The 16,179-nt window shown below is 71.7% G+C and carries 15 protein-coding genes; 6 read left to right on the plus strand and 9 right to left on the minus strand.

The features are described from left to right. Nucleotides 1-191 precede the first annotated feature (191 nt). Nucleotides 192-1,919, minus strand: a complete 1,728-nt coding sequence (locus tag OHB41_RS06300; RefSeq protein WP_266696950.1) for a fatty acyl-AMP ligase — start codon at nucleotides 1,917-1,919, stop codon at nucleotides 192-194. 571 nt (nucleotides 1,920-2,490) lie between these two features. Continuing rightward, the gene (locus tag OHB41_RS06305; protein ID WP_194280770.1) at nucleotides 2,491-2,706 is read right to left on the minus strand and encodes a hypothetical protein; all 216 of its coding nucleotides are present in this window, start codon (nucleotides 2,704-2,706) and stop codon (nucleotides 2,491-2,493) included. Nucleotides 2,707-2,989: 283 nt separating this feature from the next. On the opposite strand from OHB41_RS06305, the gene OHB41_RS06310 reads away from it, so the two are divergent. Continuing rightward, nucleotides 2,990-4,342: an MFS transporter gene (locus tag OHB41_RS06310; RefSeq protein WP_266696951.1), complete on the plus strand. Its 1,353-nt coding sequence runs from the start codon at nucleotides 2,990-2,992 to the stop codon at nucleotides 4,340-4,342. Here the strand turns inward: OHB41_RS06310 and OHB41_RS06315 are convergent. After that, a complete protein-coding gene (locus OHB41_RS06315; protein ID WP_266696952.1) occupies nucleotides 4,314-4,622 on the minus strand; it encodes a hypothetical protein in 309 nt (102 codons plus the stop codon). The two genes, OHB41_RS06310 and OHB41_RS06315, sit on opposite strands and share 29 nt — an antisense overlap. Before the next feature lie 189 nt (nucleotides 4,623-4,811). On the opposite strand from OHB41_RS06315, the gene OHB41_RS06320 reads away from it, so the two are divergent. After that, the gene (locus OHB41_RS06320; protein WP_266696953.1) at nucleotides 4,812-5,573 is read left to right on the plus strand and encodes a maleylpyruvate isomerase family mycothiol-dependent enzyme; all 762 of its coding nucleotides are present in this window, start codon (nucleotides 4,812-4,814) and stop codon (nucleotides 5,571-5,573) included. Here OHB41_RS06320 and OHB41_RS06325 read toward each other — a convergent pair. Beyond that, nucleotides 5,560-6,039: a MarR family winged helix-turn-helix transcriptional regulator gene (locus OHB41_RS06325; protein WP_266696954.1), complete on the minus strand. Its 480-nt coding sequence runs from the start codon at nucleotides 6,037-6,039 to the stop codon at nucleotides 5,560-5,562. The two genes, OHB41_RS06320 and OHB41_RS06325, sit on opposite strands and share 14 nt — an antisense overlap. A gap of 85 nt (nucleotides 6,040-6,124) precedes the next feature. On the opposite strand from OHB41_RS06325, the gene OHB41_RS06330 reads away from it, so the two are divergent. Together OHB41_RS06330 and OHB41_RS06335 are read left to right on the plus strand one after the other, a co-directional pair. After that, nucleotides 6,125-7,603: an MFS transporter gene (locus OHB41_RS06330; RefSeq protein WP_266696955.1), complete on the plus strand. Its 1,479-nt coding sequence runs from the start codon at nucleotides 6,125-6,127 to the stop codon at nucleotides 7,601-7,603. Nucleotides 7,604-7,860: 257 nt separating this feature from the next. Then, a complete protein-coding gene (locus tag OHB41_RS06335) occupies nucleotides 7,861-8,142 on the plus strand; it encodes a DUF6332 family protein (RefSeq protein WP_266696956.1) in 282 nt (93 codons plus the stop codon). Here the strand turns inward: OHB41_RS06335 and OHB41_RS06340 are convergent. The 3 genes from OHB41_RS06340 to OHB41_RS06350 form a co-directional block, all read right to left on the minus strand. Next, on the minus strand, nucleotides 8,103-8,768 hold the full coding sequence (locus OHB41_RS06340) for a response regulator transcription factor (protein WP_266696957.1): 666 nt from the start codon (nucleotides 8,766-8,768) through the stop codon (nucleotides 8,103-8,105). The two genes, OHB41_RS06335 and OHB41_RS06340, sit on opposite strands and share 40 nt — an antisense overlap. Next, complete coding sequence (locus OHB41_RS06345; RefSeq protein ID WP_266696958.1) at nucleotides 8,765-10,030, minus strand: sensor histidine kinase; 1,266 nt, start codon at nucleotides 10,028-10,030, stop codon at nucleotides 8,765-8,767. The genes OHB41_RS06340 and OHB41_RS06345 overlap by 4 nt, the downstream gene beginning before the upstream one ends. Before the next feature lie 297 nt (nucleotides 10,031-10,327). After that, nucleotides 10,328-11,065 carry a TetR/AcrR family transcriptional regulator gene (locus OHB41_RS06350; RefSeq protein ID WP_266696959.1) on the minus strand — a complete coding sequence of 246 codons (738 nt, stop codon included), beginning with the start codon at nucleotides 11,063-11,065 and terminating at the stop codon, nucleotides 10,328-10,330. A 147-nt stretch (nucleotides 11,066-11,212) separates the two neighbouring features. On the opposite strand from OHB41_RS06350, the gene OHB41_RS06355 reads away from it, so the two are divergent. After that, complete coding sequence (locus tag OHB41_RS06355; RefSeq protein WP_266696960.1) at nucleotides 11,213-11,662, plus strand: nitroreductase family deazaflavin-dependent oxidoreductase; 450 nt, start codon at nucleotides 11,213-11,215, stop codon at nucleotides 11,660-11,662. Between the two features lie 501 nt (nucleotides 11,663-12,163). Here OHB41_RS06355 and OHB41_RS06360 read toward each other — a convergent pair. Then, nucleotides 12,164-13,369, minus strand: a complete 1,206-nt coding sequence (locus tag OHB41_RS06360) for a geranylgeranyl reductase family protein (RefSeq protein WP_266696961.1) — start codon at nucleotides 13,367-13,369, stop codon at nucleotides 12,164-12,166. A gap of 184 nt (nucleotides 13,370-13,553) precedes the next feature. On the opposite strand from OHB41_RS06360, the gene OHB41_RS06365 reads away from it, so the two are divergent. Beyond that, nucleotides 13,554-14,909 carry a dipeptidase gene (locus tag OHB41_RS06365; protein WP_266696962.1) on the plus strand — a complete coding sequence of 452 codons (1,356 nt, stop codon included), beginning with the start codon at nucleotides 13,554-13,556 and terminating at the stop codon, nucleotides 14,907-14,909. A gap of 183 nt (nucleotides 14,910-15,092) precedes the next feature. On the opposite strand, the gene OHB41_RS06370 is transcribed toward OHB41_RS06365, so the two are convergent. After that, nucleotides 15,093-16,133 (minus strand): NUDIX hydrolase, encoded by a 1,041-nt coding sequence (locus tag OHB41_RS06370; RefSeq protein WP_266696963.1) that lies wholly within the window; start codon nucleotides 16,131-16,133, stop codon nucleotides 15,093-15,095. Nucleotides 16,134-16,179: the final 46 nt, after the last annotated feature.

Raw genomic sequence — 16,179 nt, forward strand, 5'->3', positions numbered from 1 at the left:
GACGGCGAACTCGGCCGGTTCTTGGCGGGTTTCGGGGCGTACGGGTGAGGCACGGCGCCAGGTACGGTCGGCCCCTGCGTCCGGCCGGTGCACGCCTCGATGCGTGCACCGGGCACGACGGAGCGACCCGGCGCACGTCACATGCCGACCAGGGACCCACCGACGGCGCGTGCGCTGCCGGGCGGGCGCCGTCATCCAGGGACGGGGGCGCCGACCGGGGAGAGAGTGCCGTCGAGGTATGCCGTCCGGGTGGCGTGACGCTGGATCTTCCCGCTGGACGTCTTCGGAATGGTGCCGGGGTGGACCAGCACCACATCGCGCACCGGCAGGCCGTGGGCCTCGCCGATCGCGCTGCGGATCAGATCGACGATCTTCTCGGACTCACCCAGCGCCTCCGGGACCGTCTCCGCGACGACGACGGGCTGCTCGCCGTCCTCCTCCCCGCCGTCCACGGAGAAGGCGGCGGTGCAGCCGGGCCGCAGCGCCCAGTGGGACATCTCGGCGGACAGTTCCAGGTCCTGGGGGTAGTGGTTGCGGCCGTCGATGACCAGCAGGTCCTTGATGCGTCCGGTGACGAAGAGCTCGCCTTCGCGCAGGAAACCGAGGTCACCGGTGCGCAGGAAGTGACCCTCGCGGTCCTTCAGGGTGGCCCGGAACGTCTGCCGGGTGGCCAGGGCGTTGCGCCAGTAGCCCTTGGCCACGCTCGCGCCGGCGACCCAGATCTCACCGACCTCGCCCTCGGGCAGTTCCTCCTGCCGTTCGGGGTCGGCGATGACCACGGTGGTGCCGGGGCCGGGCCGGCCGGAACCGACCGCCGCCGCGTCCGCCGCGCGGGTGTGCGGTCCGGTTTCCGTGGACTCGGCCAGGGTGGGCGGGGCTTGTACCGAGCCGCCGGTGACGATCAGCGTGGCCTCCGCCAGGCCGTAGCACGGGTACAGGGCCTCCCGCCGGAAGCCCGCGGCGGCGAAGGTCTCGGTGAACCGGCGCAGGGTGGCGGCCCGCACGGGTTCCGCGCCGTTGAAGGCGACCCGCCACCGGCTCAGGTCGAGCCGGTCGAGGAGTTCGGGCGTCGCGTGCTTCAGGCACAGCTCGTAGGCGAAGTTGGGGCCGCCGCTGGTGTGCGCGCGGTAGTGGCTGACGGCGTTCAGCCAGCGCTCGGGGCGGTGCAGGAAGTGCAGCGGCGAGAAGAACGTGGCGGTCACACCGAGGTGCACCGCGTTCAGGACCGGGCCGATGAGTCCCATGTCGTGGTAGACGGGAAGCCAGCTGACGAAGAGTTCGTGGCCGTACTCCTCGATCACCTCGGGGGTGTGGCCCATCCGCTCCGTGATGACCCGCTCGTTGTCCAGTAGGTTCCCGTGGGTCACCATCACCCCGCGCGGGGCGGAGGTGGATCCGGAGGTGTACTGGAGGAAGGCGACGGAGTCGGCGGTGAGATCGGGTTCGCGCCAGGAGCCGGCCGCCTCGTCGGGGATGTCCTCGGTCGCGACGCAGGTGATCCCGGCCAGTTCCGGCAGGTGCTCCGCCATGCCGGCCAAGGCGGCCATCACGTCACGGCCGCCCAGGATCACCTTGACGTCCGCGTCGGCGATCAGGCGCTTCGTCCGGAGCAGGGCACGGTGGTTCTGCGACCGTCCCTGCGGAGGCACGCCCGGCACGGCGACGACTCCGGCCGAAAGACAGCCCAGATAACCGGACATGAACTCGAGTCCGGGTGGATAGAGCAGCATCGCGCGGGAACCGGCGAGTCCGCGTTCCTGCAGCCAGGCGGCGACGGCCCGGGAGCGCTCGGCCAGCCGTCCGTAGGAGATGTCCTGGATCTCTCCGTCGCAGTCACCCGTGACGAGATACCGGTAGGCGGTCCGGTCAGGTTGTCGGGAGGCGTGCGCGGTCAGTAAATCGACCAGGGAACGAGCCATATGAGGTGTCTCACCTGTTCGGATGAGTGAGCGAGAAAACTGGAGTTCGAAGGCCGCGTCACAGATACGCGCAGATGCCGTGTCCGCCTGGCCCCCTTGCCAGAGCGTCCGTTTCGACCAACCCGCCCGAGGAGCAACGGAACTGCTTCCGCCCGCTCCCCGCGACCCCCGTTCGACTTGCTACCAACGAGTAGGACGATAGCAAGACTTGATGCTCCGACCGGTGTAACCCCGGGTACAAATCGTGGAATTGCGCAGTCCGTCCACCGAACGCCGTTCCCGGACGCCTGAATTGGCTGGTGCGCGGCGGGAACGAAGTGAATATGTGTGTCGCGTCACCCACTTCGAACAATGTCCCGCTCATCGACAGCGCGGGAATGCGGCCGCTCCGCCACCCGCACACCGCCCGGCCCGTCGTCACGCCCGCGGCCGCACGCTCCGTTCCCGGGACAAGCCCGCGGCCGCACGCTCCGTTTCCGGGACAAGCCCGCGGCCGCACGCTCAGTTTCCGGACAAGAGTGAGGCGGACCGCGCGATGCGCGGTCCGCCGAATACCCTCGCCGTCGTGGAATTACTGGCTGACGTTGATGGCCTGGCCGGCCCCCGAGTCCGCCACCGACCACGAGGAGTGGTCGTTGAGCGCTGCCGACTCGTTGTGCGCGGAGATGTTGGCGACGTGCTTGGTGACGTTCACCGTCTTGCCGATGCTGAACTTCAGCCGCCCGAGAGCCTCACGGCCCGGCAGCAGCTCCGCCGACTCGGCGTCCAGTTCACGAGGATCCATCATGATCAATTCCCCCTAAGGAATCGGTGCACTGTGCTCGTCGGACGCGGCCAGGTTCCCCCCGGGCCGTGCCCAACTCCGTCGGACGAACTGTCCAACGAGATTGGACACTAGGGGGCGGGGCGCCCGCATCGCAAGGGATTCAGGGGAGGCGGCAGGGACTGAATGGAAGTTCGAATAAGCCACCTCGCCCGCCACCCCGACCCTCCACCGCCCCACTCCCCCTCCCCGCAATTACCCCGCGAACGACCTTGCCGCAGCTCGAGCACCCGCTTACCGTGACTTTGTGCCGAAAATAAACAAAACCCGAACGCGCAACGTCGCGCCGGACAACGGCAAGGACCTCACCCGCCTCCGGATCGCCCTCACCGCCTTCTTCGCCCTCGACGGGTTCGTCTTCGCCGGGTGGGTCGTCCGCATCCCCGCCATCAAGGAGCAGACCGGTACCTCGGCGAGCACGCTCGGGCTCGCGCTGCTCGGGGTCTCGGCCGGCGCGGTGATCACCATGACGCTCACCGGAAGGCTGTGCCGGCGGTTCGGCAACCACCCGGTGACCGTCGTCTGTGCCGTCATCCTCTCGCTGAGCGTGGCACTGCCGCCGCTCACGCACTCCGCGGCGGCCCTGGGCGCCGTGCTCCTGGTGTTCGGCTCCGCCTACGGCGGAATCAACGTCGCGTTCAACAGTGCAGCCGTCGACCTGGTCGCCGCGCTGCGACGGCCGATCATGCCCAGCTTCCACGCGGCGTTCAGTCTGGGCGGCATGATCGGCGCGGGCCTCGGCGGACTGGTCGCGGGATCGCTGTCCCCCACCCGCCATCTGCTGGGGCTGACCTTCGTCGGCCTGCTGGTCACCGCCGTCGCGGGACGCGTCCTGATGCGCGAGGAGGCTCCGGCGGCACCCGGCCGTCAGCACTACGGCGATGCACCGGGCACACCGGGCCGTCCACGCCACGGAGATGCCCCCAGCGCACCGGGCCGCCCGCACCACGGAGATGTCCCCAGCGCACAGGACCGTCAGGACCACGGCGATGCTCCCGGCGCACAGGACCGGCCGCGCCCCGCCAAGGAGGCGGAACCCCGCCGCACGGACTCCCGTACCCGGGTGCTGGTCCTCGTCTTCGGCGTGATCGCCCTGTGCACGGCGTACGGCGAGGGAGCCCTGGCCGACTGGGGCGCACTGCACCTCGAACAGGACCTCGATGCACATCCCGGCGTCGCGGCCGCCGGCTACTCCTGCTTCGCGCTCACCATGACGATCGGACGGCTCAGCGGGACGGCGCTGCTGGAGCGGCTCGGTCGGACCCGCATCCTGGTGGTGGGCGGTGCGACGGCCGCGGCCGGCATGCTGCTCGGGTCGCTCGCCCCCTCCGCGTGGGCCGCGCTCCTCGGCTTCGCCGTCACGGGGCTCGGCCTCGCCAACATCTTCCCCGTGGCCATCGAACGCGCCGGCGCCCTGGCCGGACCCGGCGGAGTCGCCGCCGCGTCCACCCTCGGTTACGGCGGCATGCTCCTCGGGCCGCCGGCCATCGGGTTCATGGCCGACTGGTTCTCCCTGCCCACGGCGCTCACCAGCGTCGCCGCCCTGGCCGCCGTGGCCGCCGCCATCGGCTTCACGACCCGACGGGTCGCGGTGGCCTGATGCCGACCGGCGTGCTGCCGGAAGACACCGGCCGCCGCCCGGCGAACGCCACCGCCCGAGAGCGGGGGACCGCGTCACACGGTGGTGCCCGGTCGCGCGGTGGCAGGGTGGGTCGGCGTCCCACGAGAGCCGGGTGGGAGATGTCGCGAACGACGCCCTGGACGCCGAGGCGGGCGGCGTCGGTGTCGGTGTCGAGGGCGGTGCCATCGTCGCCGGACAGGGCGGCGCCGGTCACGCCGGCGTTCTCCTCCAGCCGCTCACGGTGCCAGATGCCGGGCATCTGGCATCGGCATCGGCATCGGCACGATCCGCGGGTGCCGGGCCGGCAGACAGGCGAGCGCCCCCGCCCCGGCGCGGCCTCGGCTCGGGCCGATTCGCCGGCGAGGTCCACGAGTGCCTGGTTCACGCCGCGGCGCTCCTCGGTGAACCGCGGGACGGCAGCGCGCGGTTCGTCCGGCAGACTCACCGCATGGACGTTCCGGAATTCGTGGAGGCCCTCGACGCGGAGGGCCGTTCGCTGGCGGCGGCGGCCGAGGAGGCGGGACCTGGCGCCGAGGTCGTGACCTGCCCGGGCTGGCAGGTGCGGGATCTCGTACGGCACACGGGCATGGTGCACCGCTGGGCGACGGCGTTCGTCACCGAGGGCCACACCGCGTACCTACGGGGCGGCGGGCTGCCCGCGCTCGACGGTGCCGAACTCCTGGCCTGGTTCCGCGACGGTCACCGCCGGCTCGTCGACAGCCTCGCCCGTGCCCCGCGGGATGTGGAGTGCTGGAGCTTTCTGCCCGCGCCCTCACCACTCGCCTTCTGGGCTCGTCGACAGACGCACGAGACGACCGTGCACCGCGTCGACGCGCAGTCCGCGCTCGGCGGGACGCCGGGTACGGTCGCCCCGGACCTCGCGGTGGACGGGATCGACGAGTTGCTGCGCGGCTTCCACGGACGGGCGCGGAGCAAGGTGCGCGCACAAACGCCCTGTGTGCTGCGCGTGCGGGCGACGGACGCCGACGCGGTGTGGACCCTGCGGCTGTCACCCGAACCGCCCGTGAGCGAGCGGCACCCGGCTCAGGGTGCGCCACAGGACGTCGGCGCCGACGCCGACTGCGAGGTGTCCGGTCCCGCCGCGCGGCTCTACCTGGCGCTGTGGAACCGGCTGCCGTTTCCGACGGTGACCGGCGACGGCTCACTCACCACGCTGTGGCGGGAGACGTCCGCCGTCACGTGGCGCTGAAGCGGGCAGTCTGGTCGCGGACGCTGTGGTCGCGGATGCCGTGGTCGGGGGCGCTGTGGTCGGGGTCGGTCGGATCGCCCGCCAGCATCCGCGCGAGCACCGCGCGTTGCAGCGGCAGCACCTCACCGTGCAGGTCGAGCCCCTTGGGCGTGAGGGACACCCGTACACCCCGCCGGTCCTCCTGACACATACCGCGCGCCACGAGCCCGTCCTTCTCCAGTCGGGCCACCAGACGGGACAGCGCGCTCTGGCTCAGATGCACGCGGTCGGAGATCTCCTGGACACGGTACGAGCCGGCGCCGTCCGCCCCGGCGTCCCCGGCCAGCACGTCGAGCACCTCGAAGTCGCTTGCGCCCAGCCCATGTCGGTGCAGCACACGGTCGACCTCGCACAGGGTGCGCGCATGCACCGCGAGGATGTCGCGCCACTGGTCCACGAGCACCTGCTCGGCCTTCTCCGCCGCCATGGGCGCACCGTAGCAAAGAATCCATTTCGTTGCATCGGAATTAAATGCATTTGCATTGGATGCATGTGCATGTACTCTCTCCGTCATGACCTCCCCGCTCACCACTCCCGTGTCCATGGGACGCTGGACCCCCCGACTGTGGGGCACCCTGCTGGTGCTCTGCGCCGCGATGTTCCTGGACGCGCTGGACGTGTCGATGGTCGGCGTCGCGCTGCCCTCCATCGGTTCCGAACTCGATCTCTCCACCTCGACGCTGCAATGGATCGTCAGCGGCTACATCCTGGGATACGGCGGACTGCTCCTGCTGGGCGGCCGCACCGCCGACCTGCTGGGCCGCCGTCAGGTCTTCCTGGTGGCCCTGGGAGTCTTCGCGCTCGCCTCACTGCTCGGCGGACTCGTCGACTCGGGCCCGCTGCTGATCGCCAGCCGCTTCATCAAGGGCCTGAGCGCGGCGTTCACCGCGCCGGCGGGCCTGTCGATCATCACCACGACCTTCCCCGAGGGCCCGCTGCGCAACCGCGCCCTGTCGATCTACACCACCTGTGCGGCCACCGGCTTCTCGATGGGTCTCGTCCTGTCCGGCCTGCTCACCGAGGCCAGCTGGCGCCTGACCATGCTGCTGCCGGCGCCCATCGCGCTCCTCGCGCTCCTCGTCGGCATGAAGCTCCTGCCGCGCAGTGAACGGGAGAAGGACCACAACGGCTACGACATCCCGGGCGCAGTTCTCGGCACGGCGTCGATGCTGCTGCTCGTGTTCACCGTCGTCCAGGCCCCGCAAGCCGGCTGGGCCTCGGCCCGAACGCTGCTGTCCTTCCTCGCGGTCGCCGTCCTGCTCACGGTCTTCGTCCGGGTCGAGCGCCGCTCACCCGGGCCCCTGATCCGGCTCGGGGTGCTGCGCTCCGGCAGCCAGATCCGGGCCCAGCTCGGCGCGATGGCGTTCTTCGGCTCGTACGTCGGGTTCCAGTTCCTGGTCACGCTCTACATGCAGTCGCTGCTCGGGTGGTCGGCGCTGCACACCGCGCTCGCCTTCCTGCCCGCCGGCGCGCTGGTCGCACTCTCCTCGACCAAGGTCGGCTCCGTGGTGGACCGTTTCGGTACCCCGCGACTGATCGCCGTGGGCTTCGCGCTGATGGTCGTCGGTTACGCGCTGTTCCTGCGCGTCAGCCTCGACCCGGTGTACGCGGCGGTGATCCTGCCGACGATGCTGCTGATCGGCGCGGCCTGCGCGCTGGTCTTCCCGTCGCTCAACATCCAGGCCACCAACGGCGTCGACGACCACGAACAGGGCATGGTCTCGGGCCTGCTCAACACCTCGGTCCAGGTGGGCGGCGCCATCTTCCTGGCGGTCGTGACGGCTGTCGTGACCGCGAACTCCTCCGAGGGTTCCTCCCCGCAGGCCGTCCTCGACAGCTACCGGGCCGGCCTGCTCGTGGTCACGGGCATCGCCGTGGCCGGGCTGCTGATCACCCTGCCGGGCCTGCGGACGCGACGCCCCCGGGGGTCCGTCGTGGTCGCCAGGTCCGTACAGGAGACGTCGCAGGAGCGGGTACCCGTCTGCGACTGACCCGGTCGCCCGGTCGCCCGGCCACCGGCCAGTGGTCCCCGGGGCCGCCGGGCCGCCGGGCCACCGGGCCACCGGGCCACCGGGCCGCCGGGCCGCCGGGCCGCCGGGCCGCCGGGCCCCCGGGCACATCGTCGCCCCGGCCCCACCGGCCCACGCGGTCCCACGGACCGCTCCGATCCGTCCCGTTTCGTTCCCAACTCGACGCGCCCGGCCGGGCATTCCTTGCCCGCCGGGCGCGGCGCACGGACACTTGCCGGATGAGACCGACACGTACGCAGGACCAGCGGGACGCGATCACCGTGGAGATCGGGTACGCGTTGTTCAGCGCGGCGTTCGCGGCGGCGCTCGCCCTGGGGGCGGTGTCCGGCCCCGCGCTGCTGTTCCATCTCCCCTTCGCCGTCGAGAAGATCCTGATCACTTCGGGGATAATGCTGGCCGTCGCGCTCTTCGCCGTACGTGTGGTCACGGTGCTGATCCGCTTCGGCCGCGCGGCCGGCGCTCAGCCCAGCCACCCCGGCCGGACCAACCCCGACTCGTAGGCCATCACGACCAGTTGGGCCCGGTCGCGGGCTCCGAGCTTCACCATGGTCCGGCTGACATGGGTCTTGGCGGTGAGCGGGCTGACGACAAGTCGCCTCGCGATCTCGTCGTTGGACAGACCGATACCGACCAGCGCCATCACCTCCCGCTCCCGCTCCGTGAGTTGGACGAGGAGACCAGCCGCCGCCGGCTCCTTCGACCGGGCCGCGAACTCGGAGATGAGGCGCCGCGTCACCCCCGGCGACAACAGCGCGTCGCCCTCGACCACCGCCCGTACCGCGCGCAGGAGTTCGTCCGGCTCGGTGTCCTTGACGAGAAAACCGGAGGCACCGGAGCGGATCGCCTCGAAGACGTACTCGTCCAGCTCGAAGGTGGTGAGCATGACCACCTTGACGTCCTTCAGGTCCGGGTCGTCGGTGATGCGACGGGTCGCGGCCAGCCCGTCCAGCACCGGCATGCGGATGTCCATCAGAACGACGTCGGGCCGCAGTGCGCGTACCTCGCGCAGCGCCTCGTCGCCGTCGGCCGCCTCACCGGCCACCTCCAGGTCCGCCTGTGCGTCGAGCAGCGCCTTGAAGCCTGCCCTGACCAGTGACTGGTCGTCGGCGAGCAGTACGCGGATCACCGGTCCTCCTTGACCTGAAGGGGAAGTACGGCCACTACCCGGAATCCGCCGTCGTCGCGCGGGCCCGCCTCGATCGTGCCACCGAGGGCGGCGGCCCGCTCCCGCATGCCGGCCAGCCCGTGCCCGCTGCCGCCCGCGTCGGCGCCGGTCCCGGGCCCGTCGTCGTCGATGCGCAGCCGCAGCGTGTCCCCCGACGACTCGACCCGCACACGCGCGTGCCGCGATCCCGAGTGCCGTACGACATTGGTGAGGGCCTCCTGGACGATCCGGAACGCGGCGAGGTCGACGCCCGGCGGAAGCTTCGGGGGCGTGTCCCGGACCTCGACGGTCAGGCCCGCGGCCGCCGCCTGTTCGACGAGCTCGGGAAGCCGGTCGAGTCCGGGCGCCGGAGCCCGCGGCGCGTCACCGGGCGCGCGCAGGGTGGCGAGTACCTGCCGGACCTCGCCGAGCGCCTCCTTGCTCGCCTCCTTGATGGTGGTGAGCGCCGAACGCGCCTGTTCCGGGTCGGAGTCGAGGAGCGCGAGGCCGACGCCCGCCTGGACGTTGATCACCGAGATGCTGTGCGCCAGGACGTCGTGCAGTTCGCGGGCGATCCGCAGCCGCTCCTCGTCGGCGCGCCGTGCTGCGGCCTGCGCACGCTCGGCGCGGTCGCGGGCCCACTGCTCACGGCGGACGCGGACCAGTTCCGAGACGGCCACGATCGCCACGCCCCAGGTGGCGACGCCGATCTCCCGGGTCCAGGAGACAGCCCGGTCCCCCGTCGGCGGCAGCCAGTGATAGAGCCAGTGCGCCATGAGCAGATGGCCGAGCCAGAGCAGGCCGATGGCCGCCCAGGCGGCTCGGCGGTGTCCCGCCACGACCGCGCCGAAGCAGCCGACGGCGGCCGTGACGAAGACGGGCCCGTACGGGTATCCGGCGCCCAGGTAGACCAGGGTCACCGCCGCCGTGCCGAAGGCGACGAGCACCGGACGACGCTGCCGCCACAGCAGCAGACCGCACCCCACGAGCAACAGCGCACGGGCGAAGTGGTCGAGCGCCCCGCGATCTCCCTCCTGGGCGTGCGCGGCGAACTGCGAGCCGACGAGCACGAGGACGGTCAGCAGCAGGGTGGAACGCCAGGGCAGGCGGCCGGCGCGCCCCTCGGCGTTCCCCGGATCCCCACCGGTCCACCCCGGCGGCCCGGTCCACCCCGAGGGCCCGTGCCGCCACCACGGCGGTCCACCGCCCCACGCCGGGGACCTGGTGGTTCGCTGCTCTTCCATGACGGCCACGCTAGACGCCACGGTCCGCCGACGGCGTCAGCCGGACGAGGTGATCACACGTACTCCCCACGGAGTACCGCCGCCGGCCGCACCGACCGCGTCCAGCCCGAGATCTTCAACCGGGAGACCCTCACGCTGGAGGACTACCGGAAGGCGTGGGCGCCGGACCTGGACCACCGACTGACCCGAGCGGGGCACTTCACGGCCGACGCACCACCGGGCCGCACCCCACGCCACCGCCCCGCCACCACCGGGATCCCCCCGCAGCTCCGGTCCGTCCCCCCTGCGGGTTCTCCCTCAGGAGCCGGCCCGGCCGCCGTCTCCGCCCGCTGCCCCCGCGGGCTCCGGGTACACCAGTCCCACGCCGTGGGCGAGCTGGTCCGCCGCGTGCCGGAAGAACTCCTCCCGGTCCTCGACGACCCTGTTGAACTGGCCGAAGACCTCGAAGCCGATCAGGCCGTAGAGCTGCGCCCAGGCGGCCACGAGTGCCACGACGGTCTCGGGCGGGAGGTCGGGGGCGAGGTCGGCGGCCAACCGCCGTGCCTCCGTTCGCAGACCGGCGGGCAGCGGGGTGCGGGCCACGCCCCTGCCCCGGTGGGCGTCGCGGACGATCCCGATCAGGAGCAGCCCCACACGGGAGGCGGCCGGGACGGTGGTCTGCGGCGCGGTGTATCCGGGCACGGGCGAACCGTAGATGAGCGCGTACTCGTGCGGGTGTTCCAACGCCCAGCGCCGCGCGGCCACGCAGACCGCGATCCAGCGCTCGCGCGGGCCGCCTGCCGCCGCCTCGGCATGCGCCGCCTCCGCGCTCTCGCCGAGCGAGTCGTAGGCATCGATGATGAGCGCGGTCAACAGGTCGTCACGGCTGGGGAAATAGCGGTAGAGCGCGGAGGAGGCCATACCGAGCTCACGGGCGACGGCGCGCAACGAGAGCTTGGCGGCCCCCTCCGCGGCGAGCTGTCTGCGTGCCTCTTCCTTGATGGCCGCGGTGACCTCGATCCTGGCTCGGGCGCGTACTCCTCGTGCGGTCGTCATGGGAGGCAGTCTGCCACGTTTCCAGAGCACTGCACACAAACGAGAGCACCGCTCTTGCTTTGGATCACTGATCTCGTGCAGACTGCTCTCAAGCGAGAGCAGTGCTCACAAAAGCGAGCGGCGCTCTCTCATTCGATAGGGGTCATCATGTCCACGCATGTCCAGAAGCCCGGCTGGTTCACGGTCAACGTCTTCAACCGGGCCGTGGCCTGGATGACCCGTCGCGGCCTCAGTGTCTGGGGGTCCCGGGTCCTGGCCGTCCGCGGCCGCAAGAGCGGCGAGTGGCGTACCACTCCGGTCAACCTGCTCACCGTGGACGGGCAGCACTACCTGGTCGCGGCGCGTGGCCACGTCCAGTGGACGCACAACATGCGGGCCGCGGGCGGTGGCGAGCTGCGCCTCGGCAAGCAGGTCGACGTCTTCACGGCGACCGAGGTCACCGACGACGACAAGGTCCCGCTGCTGCGCGCGTACCTCAAGCGCTGGAAGGCCGAGGTCGGAGTCTTCTTCAAGGGGGTCGGTCCCGACTCCTCCGACGAGGAGCTGCGCCGCATCGCCCCCGACCACCCCGTCTTCCGAGTCGTGGTCGAGAACTGACCGCTGCTGCCCGGGAATCGGCCGGCCTCCGCATCGCCCGCGGAGGGGTCGGCGCGAAACCCCGGCCACCGAAACCCCGGCCACCGAGGGACCGGCGGCTGACCGGTCCACGCCTCCCAGGCGTCCGACGGCAGGGTGTCCGGCCCGACATGTCCGGCCCGAGGCGTCCGGCCCGAGGTGTCAGGCCCGAGGTGTCAGGCCCGAGGTGCCAGGCCCGAGGTGTCCGGATCACCGACCCGGCTCATCCGGACCACAACCTGACACACCTGGGTCACCGACCTGCCCCTCCGGACCACCGACCCGAGTACTGGGACCACCGGCCCCACGCGCCCCGACCATCGCCCCGGCACACCCGGGCCACCGGCCCCACGCGCCCGGCCCGACCGGCCGACGCCCGCGGATCATCGATCCGACGCCCGCCGTCCTTCACGAGACCGCCGCGCGGGAGCCCTCCGCGCCCGGATCAAGCGGACCGCGACGTGCCTGGACCGCCGGGGCGGCTCACTTGTCGAGTGCGGTGAGGGCACGCCCGGCCAGCGGGTGCGAGCGCACGAGTTCACCCAGTGTGGTGGAGCCGCGCGTGATCCGGGCGAACGCGTTCCAGGCGGGCCGGAAGCCGGTCAGGACCGCGTGCAGCGTGCCCGGCCGCCGCTCGAACGCCGTGAGCATGCGCTTGCCGACGCTCATCTCGACCCCGAGCCCGGCCTTGATGGCGAAGGCGTAGTTGAGCGCCTGGCGGCGGGCGTCCACCGCGTCGTGCGCCTCGGCGATCCGTACCGCCCACTCCCCCGCCAGCCGGCCGGAGCGCAGCGCGAAGGAGATGCCCTCGCGCGTCCACGGTTCCAGGAGTCCCGCGGCGTCCCCGCACACCAGCACCCGCCCGCGCGACAGCGGCGAGTCGTCGGCACGGCAGCGCGTCAGGTGACCCGAGGAGATGCACGGCTCGAAGCCGGCGAGCCCGAGCCGGGCGATGAAGTCCTCCAAGTACCGCTTGGTGGCGGCGCCTTCACCGCGGGCGGAGATCACGCCGACGGTGAGGGTGTCTCCCTTGGGGAACACCCAGCCGTAACTGCCCGGCATGGGACCCCAGTCGATCAGGACCCGACCCTGCCAGTCCTCGGCGACGGTCTCCGGCACCGGGATCTCCGACTCAAGGCCGAGGTCGACCTGGGCGACCTTCACCCCGACGTGCGCCCCTATGCGGCTGGCGCTGCCGTCGGCCCCGACCACCGCCCGCGCCAGCACCGTCTCGCCGCCCTGCAGCACGACGGCGACGGTGCGCCGGTCGGGCACGGCCGATCCGTGCTGCTCGACCCGGGCCACCGTGACGCCCGTACGCAGTTCGGCGCCCGCCTTCTGCGCGTGCTCGACCAGCTGCTGGTCGAACTCGGGCCGGTTGATCAGCCCGAACAGCATCTGCTTGGAGCGCCGGGTGCGGGTGAACTTGCCGTCCAGCGAGAACGTGACCGCGTGCACACGGTCTCTCAGCGGCAGCTCGAAGCCGGGTGGCAGCGCGTCGCGCGAGGGGCCGATGATTCCGCCGCCGCACGTTTTGTAGCGCGGCAGCTCCGCCTTCTCCAGCAACAGGACACTGCGTCCCGCGACCGCTGCCGCATAGGCGGCGGAGGCGCCCGCTGGCCCCGCGCCGACCACGACGACGTCCCACACCATCTGTCCGTCGTCCGCCGAAGAGTTCTCGCTGCTCACGATGGTCTACTGCTCCCAGTCCAGCCGTCTGCCGCACCTGTCTCCCGCATCCTACGGCGGGCGTCGCCGCAGGCCACTGTGGGAGGATCGGCAGCGTATGCGCCCTGCACACCAGTGCGCGCGTGCGCACCACCCGGTCACCCGTACACAGAAGTACAACGTCGCACCCACAAGGAGCGTGCCCATGTCGTCGAATCCGGTCGCCGAGACCGTCGCCTCGCTGATGCCCGCGGCAAAGGCGGAGCTCACCGAACTGGTGGCCTTCAAATCGGTGGCGGACTTCGGCCAGTATCCGCGCGTCGAGAGCGAGGGCGCGGCGAACTGGATCGCCGACGCCCTGCGTGCCGAGGGCTTCCAGGACGTGGCGCTCCTCGACACCCCGGACGGGACGCAGTCGGTGTACGGCTTCCTGCCCGGCCCCGAGGGCGCGCGGACGGTCCTGCTGTACGCGCACTACGACGTGCAGCCGCCGCTGGACGAGGCGGCCTGGACCACTCCGCCGTTCGAGCTGACGGAACGGGACGGCCGTTGGTACGGGCGCGGGACCGCCGACTGCAAGGGCGGCCTGGTCATGCATCTCCTCGCGCTGCGCGCCCTGAAGGCGAACGGCGGCGTTCCGGTGAGCGTCAAGGTCATCGTCGAGGGTTCGGAGGAACAGGGCACGGGCGGTCTCGAGCGGTACGCCGAGGAGCACCCGGACCTGCTGACCGCGGACACCATCGTCATCGGTGACGTCGGCAACTTCCGGCTCGGTCTGCCCACGGTCACCTCGACGCTGCGTGGAATGACCCTCGTACGTGTCCGGATCGACACCCTGGAAGGCAACCTGCACTCGGGACAGTTCGGCGGCGCGGCACCGGACGCGCTCGGCGCGCTGATCCGGGTTCTGGACTCGCTGCGCGCGAAGGACGGTTCGACGACGGTCGACGGACTGACCGGTGACGCGCGGTGGGAGGGGCTGCAGTACGACGAGGAGGCGTTCCGCCAGGACGCCAAGGTGCTCGACGGGGTCGAGCTGATCGGCTCCGGTTCGGTCGCCGACCGCATCTGGGCCCGCCCGGCCGTCACGGTCCTCGGCATCGACTGCCCGCCCGTCGTCGGCGCCACTCCGTCCGTGCAGGCGGGCGCGCGTGCGCTGGTCAGCCTCCGGGTGCCGCCGGGCACGGACGCGGTCGAGGCGGCCAAGCTGCTGCAGGCCCACCTGGAGGCGCACACGCCGTGGGGCGCCCGGGTGAGCACCGAGCAGATCGGGCAGGGCCAGCCCTTCCGTGCCGACACCTCCAGCCCCGCGTACACGGCGATGGCGGAGGCGATGGCGGTCGCGTACCCGGGTGAGGAGATGCAGTCGGCGGGCCAGGGCGGCTCCATCCCGCTGTGCAACACCCTGGCCTCGCTCTACCCGCGGGCGGAGATCCTCCTCATCGGGCTGAGCGAGCCGGAGGCACAGATCCACGCGGTGAACGAGAGTGTCTCGCCTGACGAGTTGGAGCGTCTGTCGGTCGCGGAGGCGCTGTTCCTGCAGAAGTACGCGGCGAGCTGAGTACTCCCAGGAGGGGGCCGCGCCTCACGACGAGGCGCGGCCTTCCGCCACACGCCGGGCGAAGTCACGGCGCCGTGCGCGAGGCGCGGCGTCGCGGGCATGTCCGCCGCACGCGGCGGCGGGAGCCCGCGCCTTGAACCGATCCACCGTCAACACGCTCACCGCGCACCGGACTCGGGTGGCTCAGCCGACCGGGACTCCGGCCTCCAGGTAGAGCGCGGCGCCGCGCTCCCGCGCCCGCAGCGCCCACCGCAGTCGCTCGTAGCGCACCGGTGGCAACAGGTCGGCCGCCTCCTGTTCGGTGACGAAGCGCCAGGCACGCAACTCCGGTCCCGGCAGCAGCAGTCGGCGGGCTTCGTCGGAGCCGAGCAGGCCGCCGTCGTAGAGGAGGCGCAGACCGCCGTACCCGGGCGGCGCGGGCGGTTCCCAGTCGACGACGAGCAGGCCGGGTACGTCGTCGAGTTGTATGCCGGTCTCCTCGGCGACCTCGCGCATGCCCGCACGGGCGGGGGCCTCGCCGGACTCGACGACGCCGCCGGGAAACTCCCAGCCGGCCTTGTACGTCGGGTCGACGAGCAGTACCCGGTCCTGCTCGTCGAAGAGGAGTACGCCCGCGGCGAGGGTCTCGGAGGTGGGTTCGGGGGTCTGCACGATGTCACAGGCGGGCACGCCACCGGTGCGGACCGCCTCGGCGATGCGCAGTGCGGTGTCGTACGGGGTCAGGGCGCTGGTGTCGACGAGGTGGGCGTCGGTGGTGAGCCAGGAGGCGAGCGCCGTGCGGTAGGGCTCGATGTGGTCGTAGCACCACTGGCGCATCCGTATCTCGCCGTCCGGCAGGTCCTCGGGTATCTCCCGGTCCGCGATGCGCTCGCGCAGGATCGTTTCCGCCGGAGCGAGGAGGACATGGCGCACCTCGATCCGGCGCGAGGCCAGGCCGCCGAAGATCTCGTCGCGGTACTCCTGACGCAGTAGGGTCATGGGGACCACGAGGACACCGCCGAGCTCCCCGAGCATGGCGGCCGCGGTGTCGACCACCAGGCGCCGCCAGATCGGCAGATCCTGGAAGTCGCCGACCTCGGCGAGGTGTTTGGGCGGCAGCAGTTTCGTGAGTCCGCCACCGATGACCTCGGGGTCGAAGAGCGTGCTGTTCGGGATCAGGTCGATCAGTTCCCGTGCGGTGACCGTCTTCCCCGCACCGAACGCACCGTTGATCCAGACGATCACGGTTCCCCCTCTTCTGTTGGCCCCCTGTGGCTTGCCCGCTCCACCC

Source organism: Streptomyces sp. NBC_01571, from assembly GCF_026339875.1.
In the GTDB taxonomy this organism is placed as follows: Bacteria; Actinomycetota; Actinomycetes; order Streptomycetales; family Streptomycetaceae; genus Streptomyces.

Bases quoted from the DNA above. Each gene is read 5' to 3' on its own strand.
- OHB41_RS06300 (WP_266696950.1), bottom strand. From the start codon at position 1,919: ATGGCTCGTTCCCTGGTCGATTTACTGACCGCGCACGCCTCCCGACAA.
- OHB41_RS06305 (WP_194280770.1), bottom strand. From the start codon at position 2,706: ATGATGGATCCTCGTGAACTGGACGCCGAGTCGGCGGAGCTGCTGCCG.
- OHB41_RS06315 (WP_266696952.1), bottom strand. From the start codon at position 4,622: ATGCCCGGCATCTGGCACCGTGAGCGGCTGGAGGAGAACGCCGGCGTG.
- OHB41_RS06320 (WP_266696953.1), top strand. From the start codon at position 4,812: ATGGACGTTCCGGAATTCGTGGAGGCCCTCGACGCGGAGGGCCGTTCG.
- OHB41_RS06325 (WP_266696954.1), bottom strand. From the start codon at position 6,039: ATGGCGGCGGAGAAGGCCGAGCAGGTGCTCGTGGACCAGTGGCGCGAC.
- OHB41_RS06330 (WP_266696955.1), top strand. From the start codon at position 6,125: ATGACCTCCCCGCTCACCACTCCCGTGTCCATGGGACGCTGGACCCCC.
- OHB41_RS06335 (WP_266696956.1), top strand. From the start codon at position 7,861: ATGAGACCGACACGTACGCAGGACCAGCGGGACGCGATCACCGTGGAG.
- OHB41_RS06345 (WP_266696958.1), bottom strand. From the start codon at position 10,030: ATGGAAGAGCAGCGAACCACCAGGTCCCCGGCGTGGGGCGGTGGACCG.
- OHB41_RS06350 (WP_266696959.1), bottom strand. From the start codon at position 11,065: ATGACGACCGCACGAGGAGTACGCGCCCGAGCCAGGATCGAGGTCACC.
- OHB41_RS06355 (WP_266696960.1), top strand. From the start codon at position 11,213: ATGTCCACGCATGTCCAGAAGCCCGGCTGGTTCACGGTCAACGTCTTC.
- OHB41_RS06365 (WP_266696962.1), top strand. From the start codon at position 13,554: ATGTCGTCGAATCCGGTCGCCGAGACCGTCGCCTCGCTGATGCCCGCG.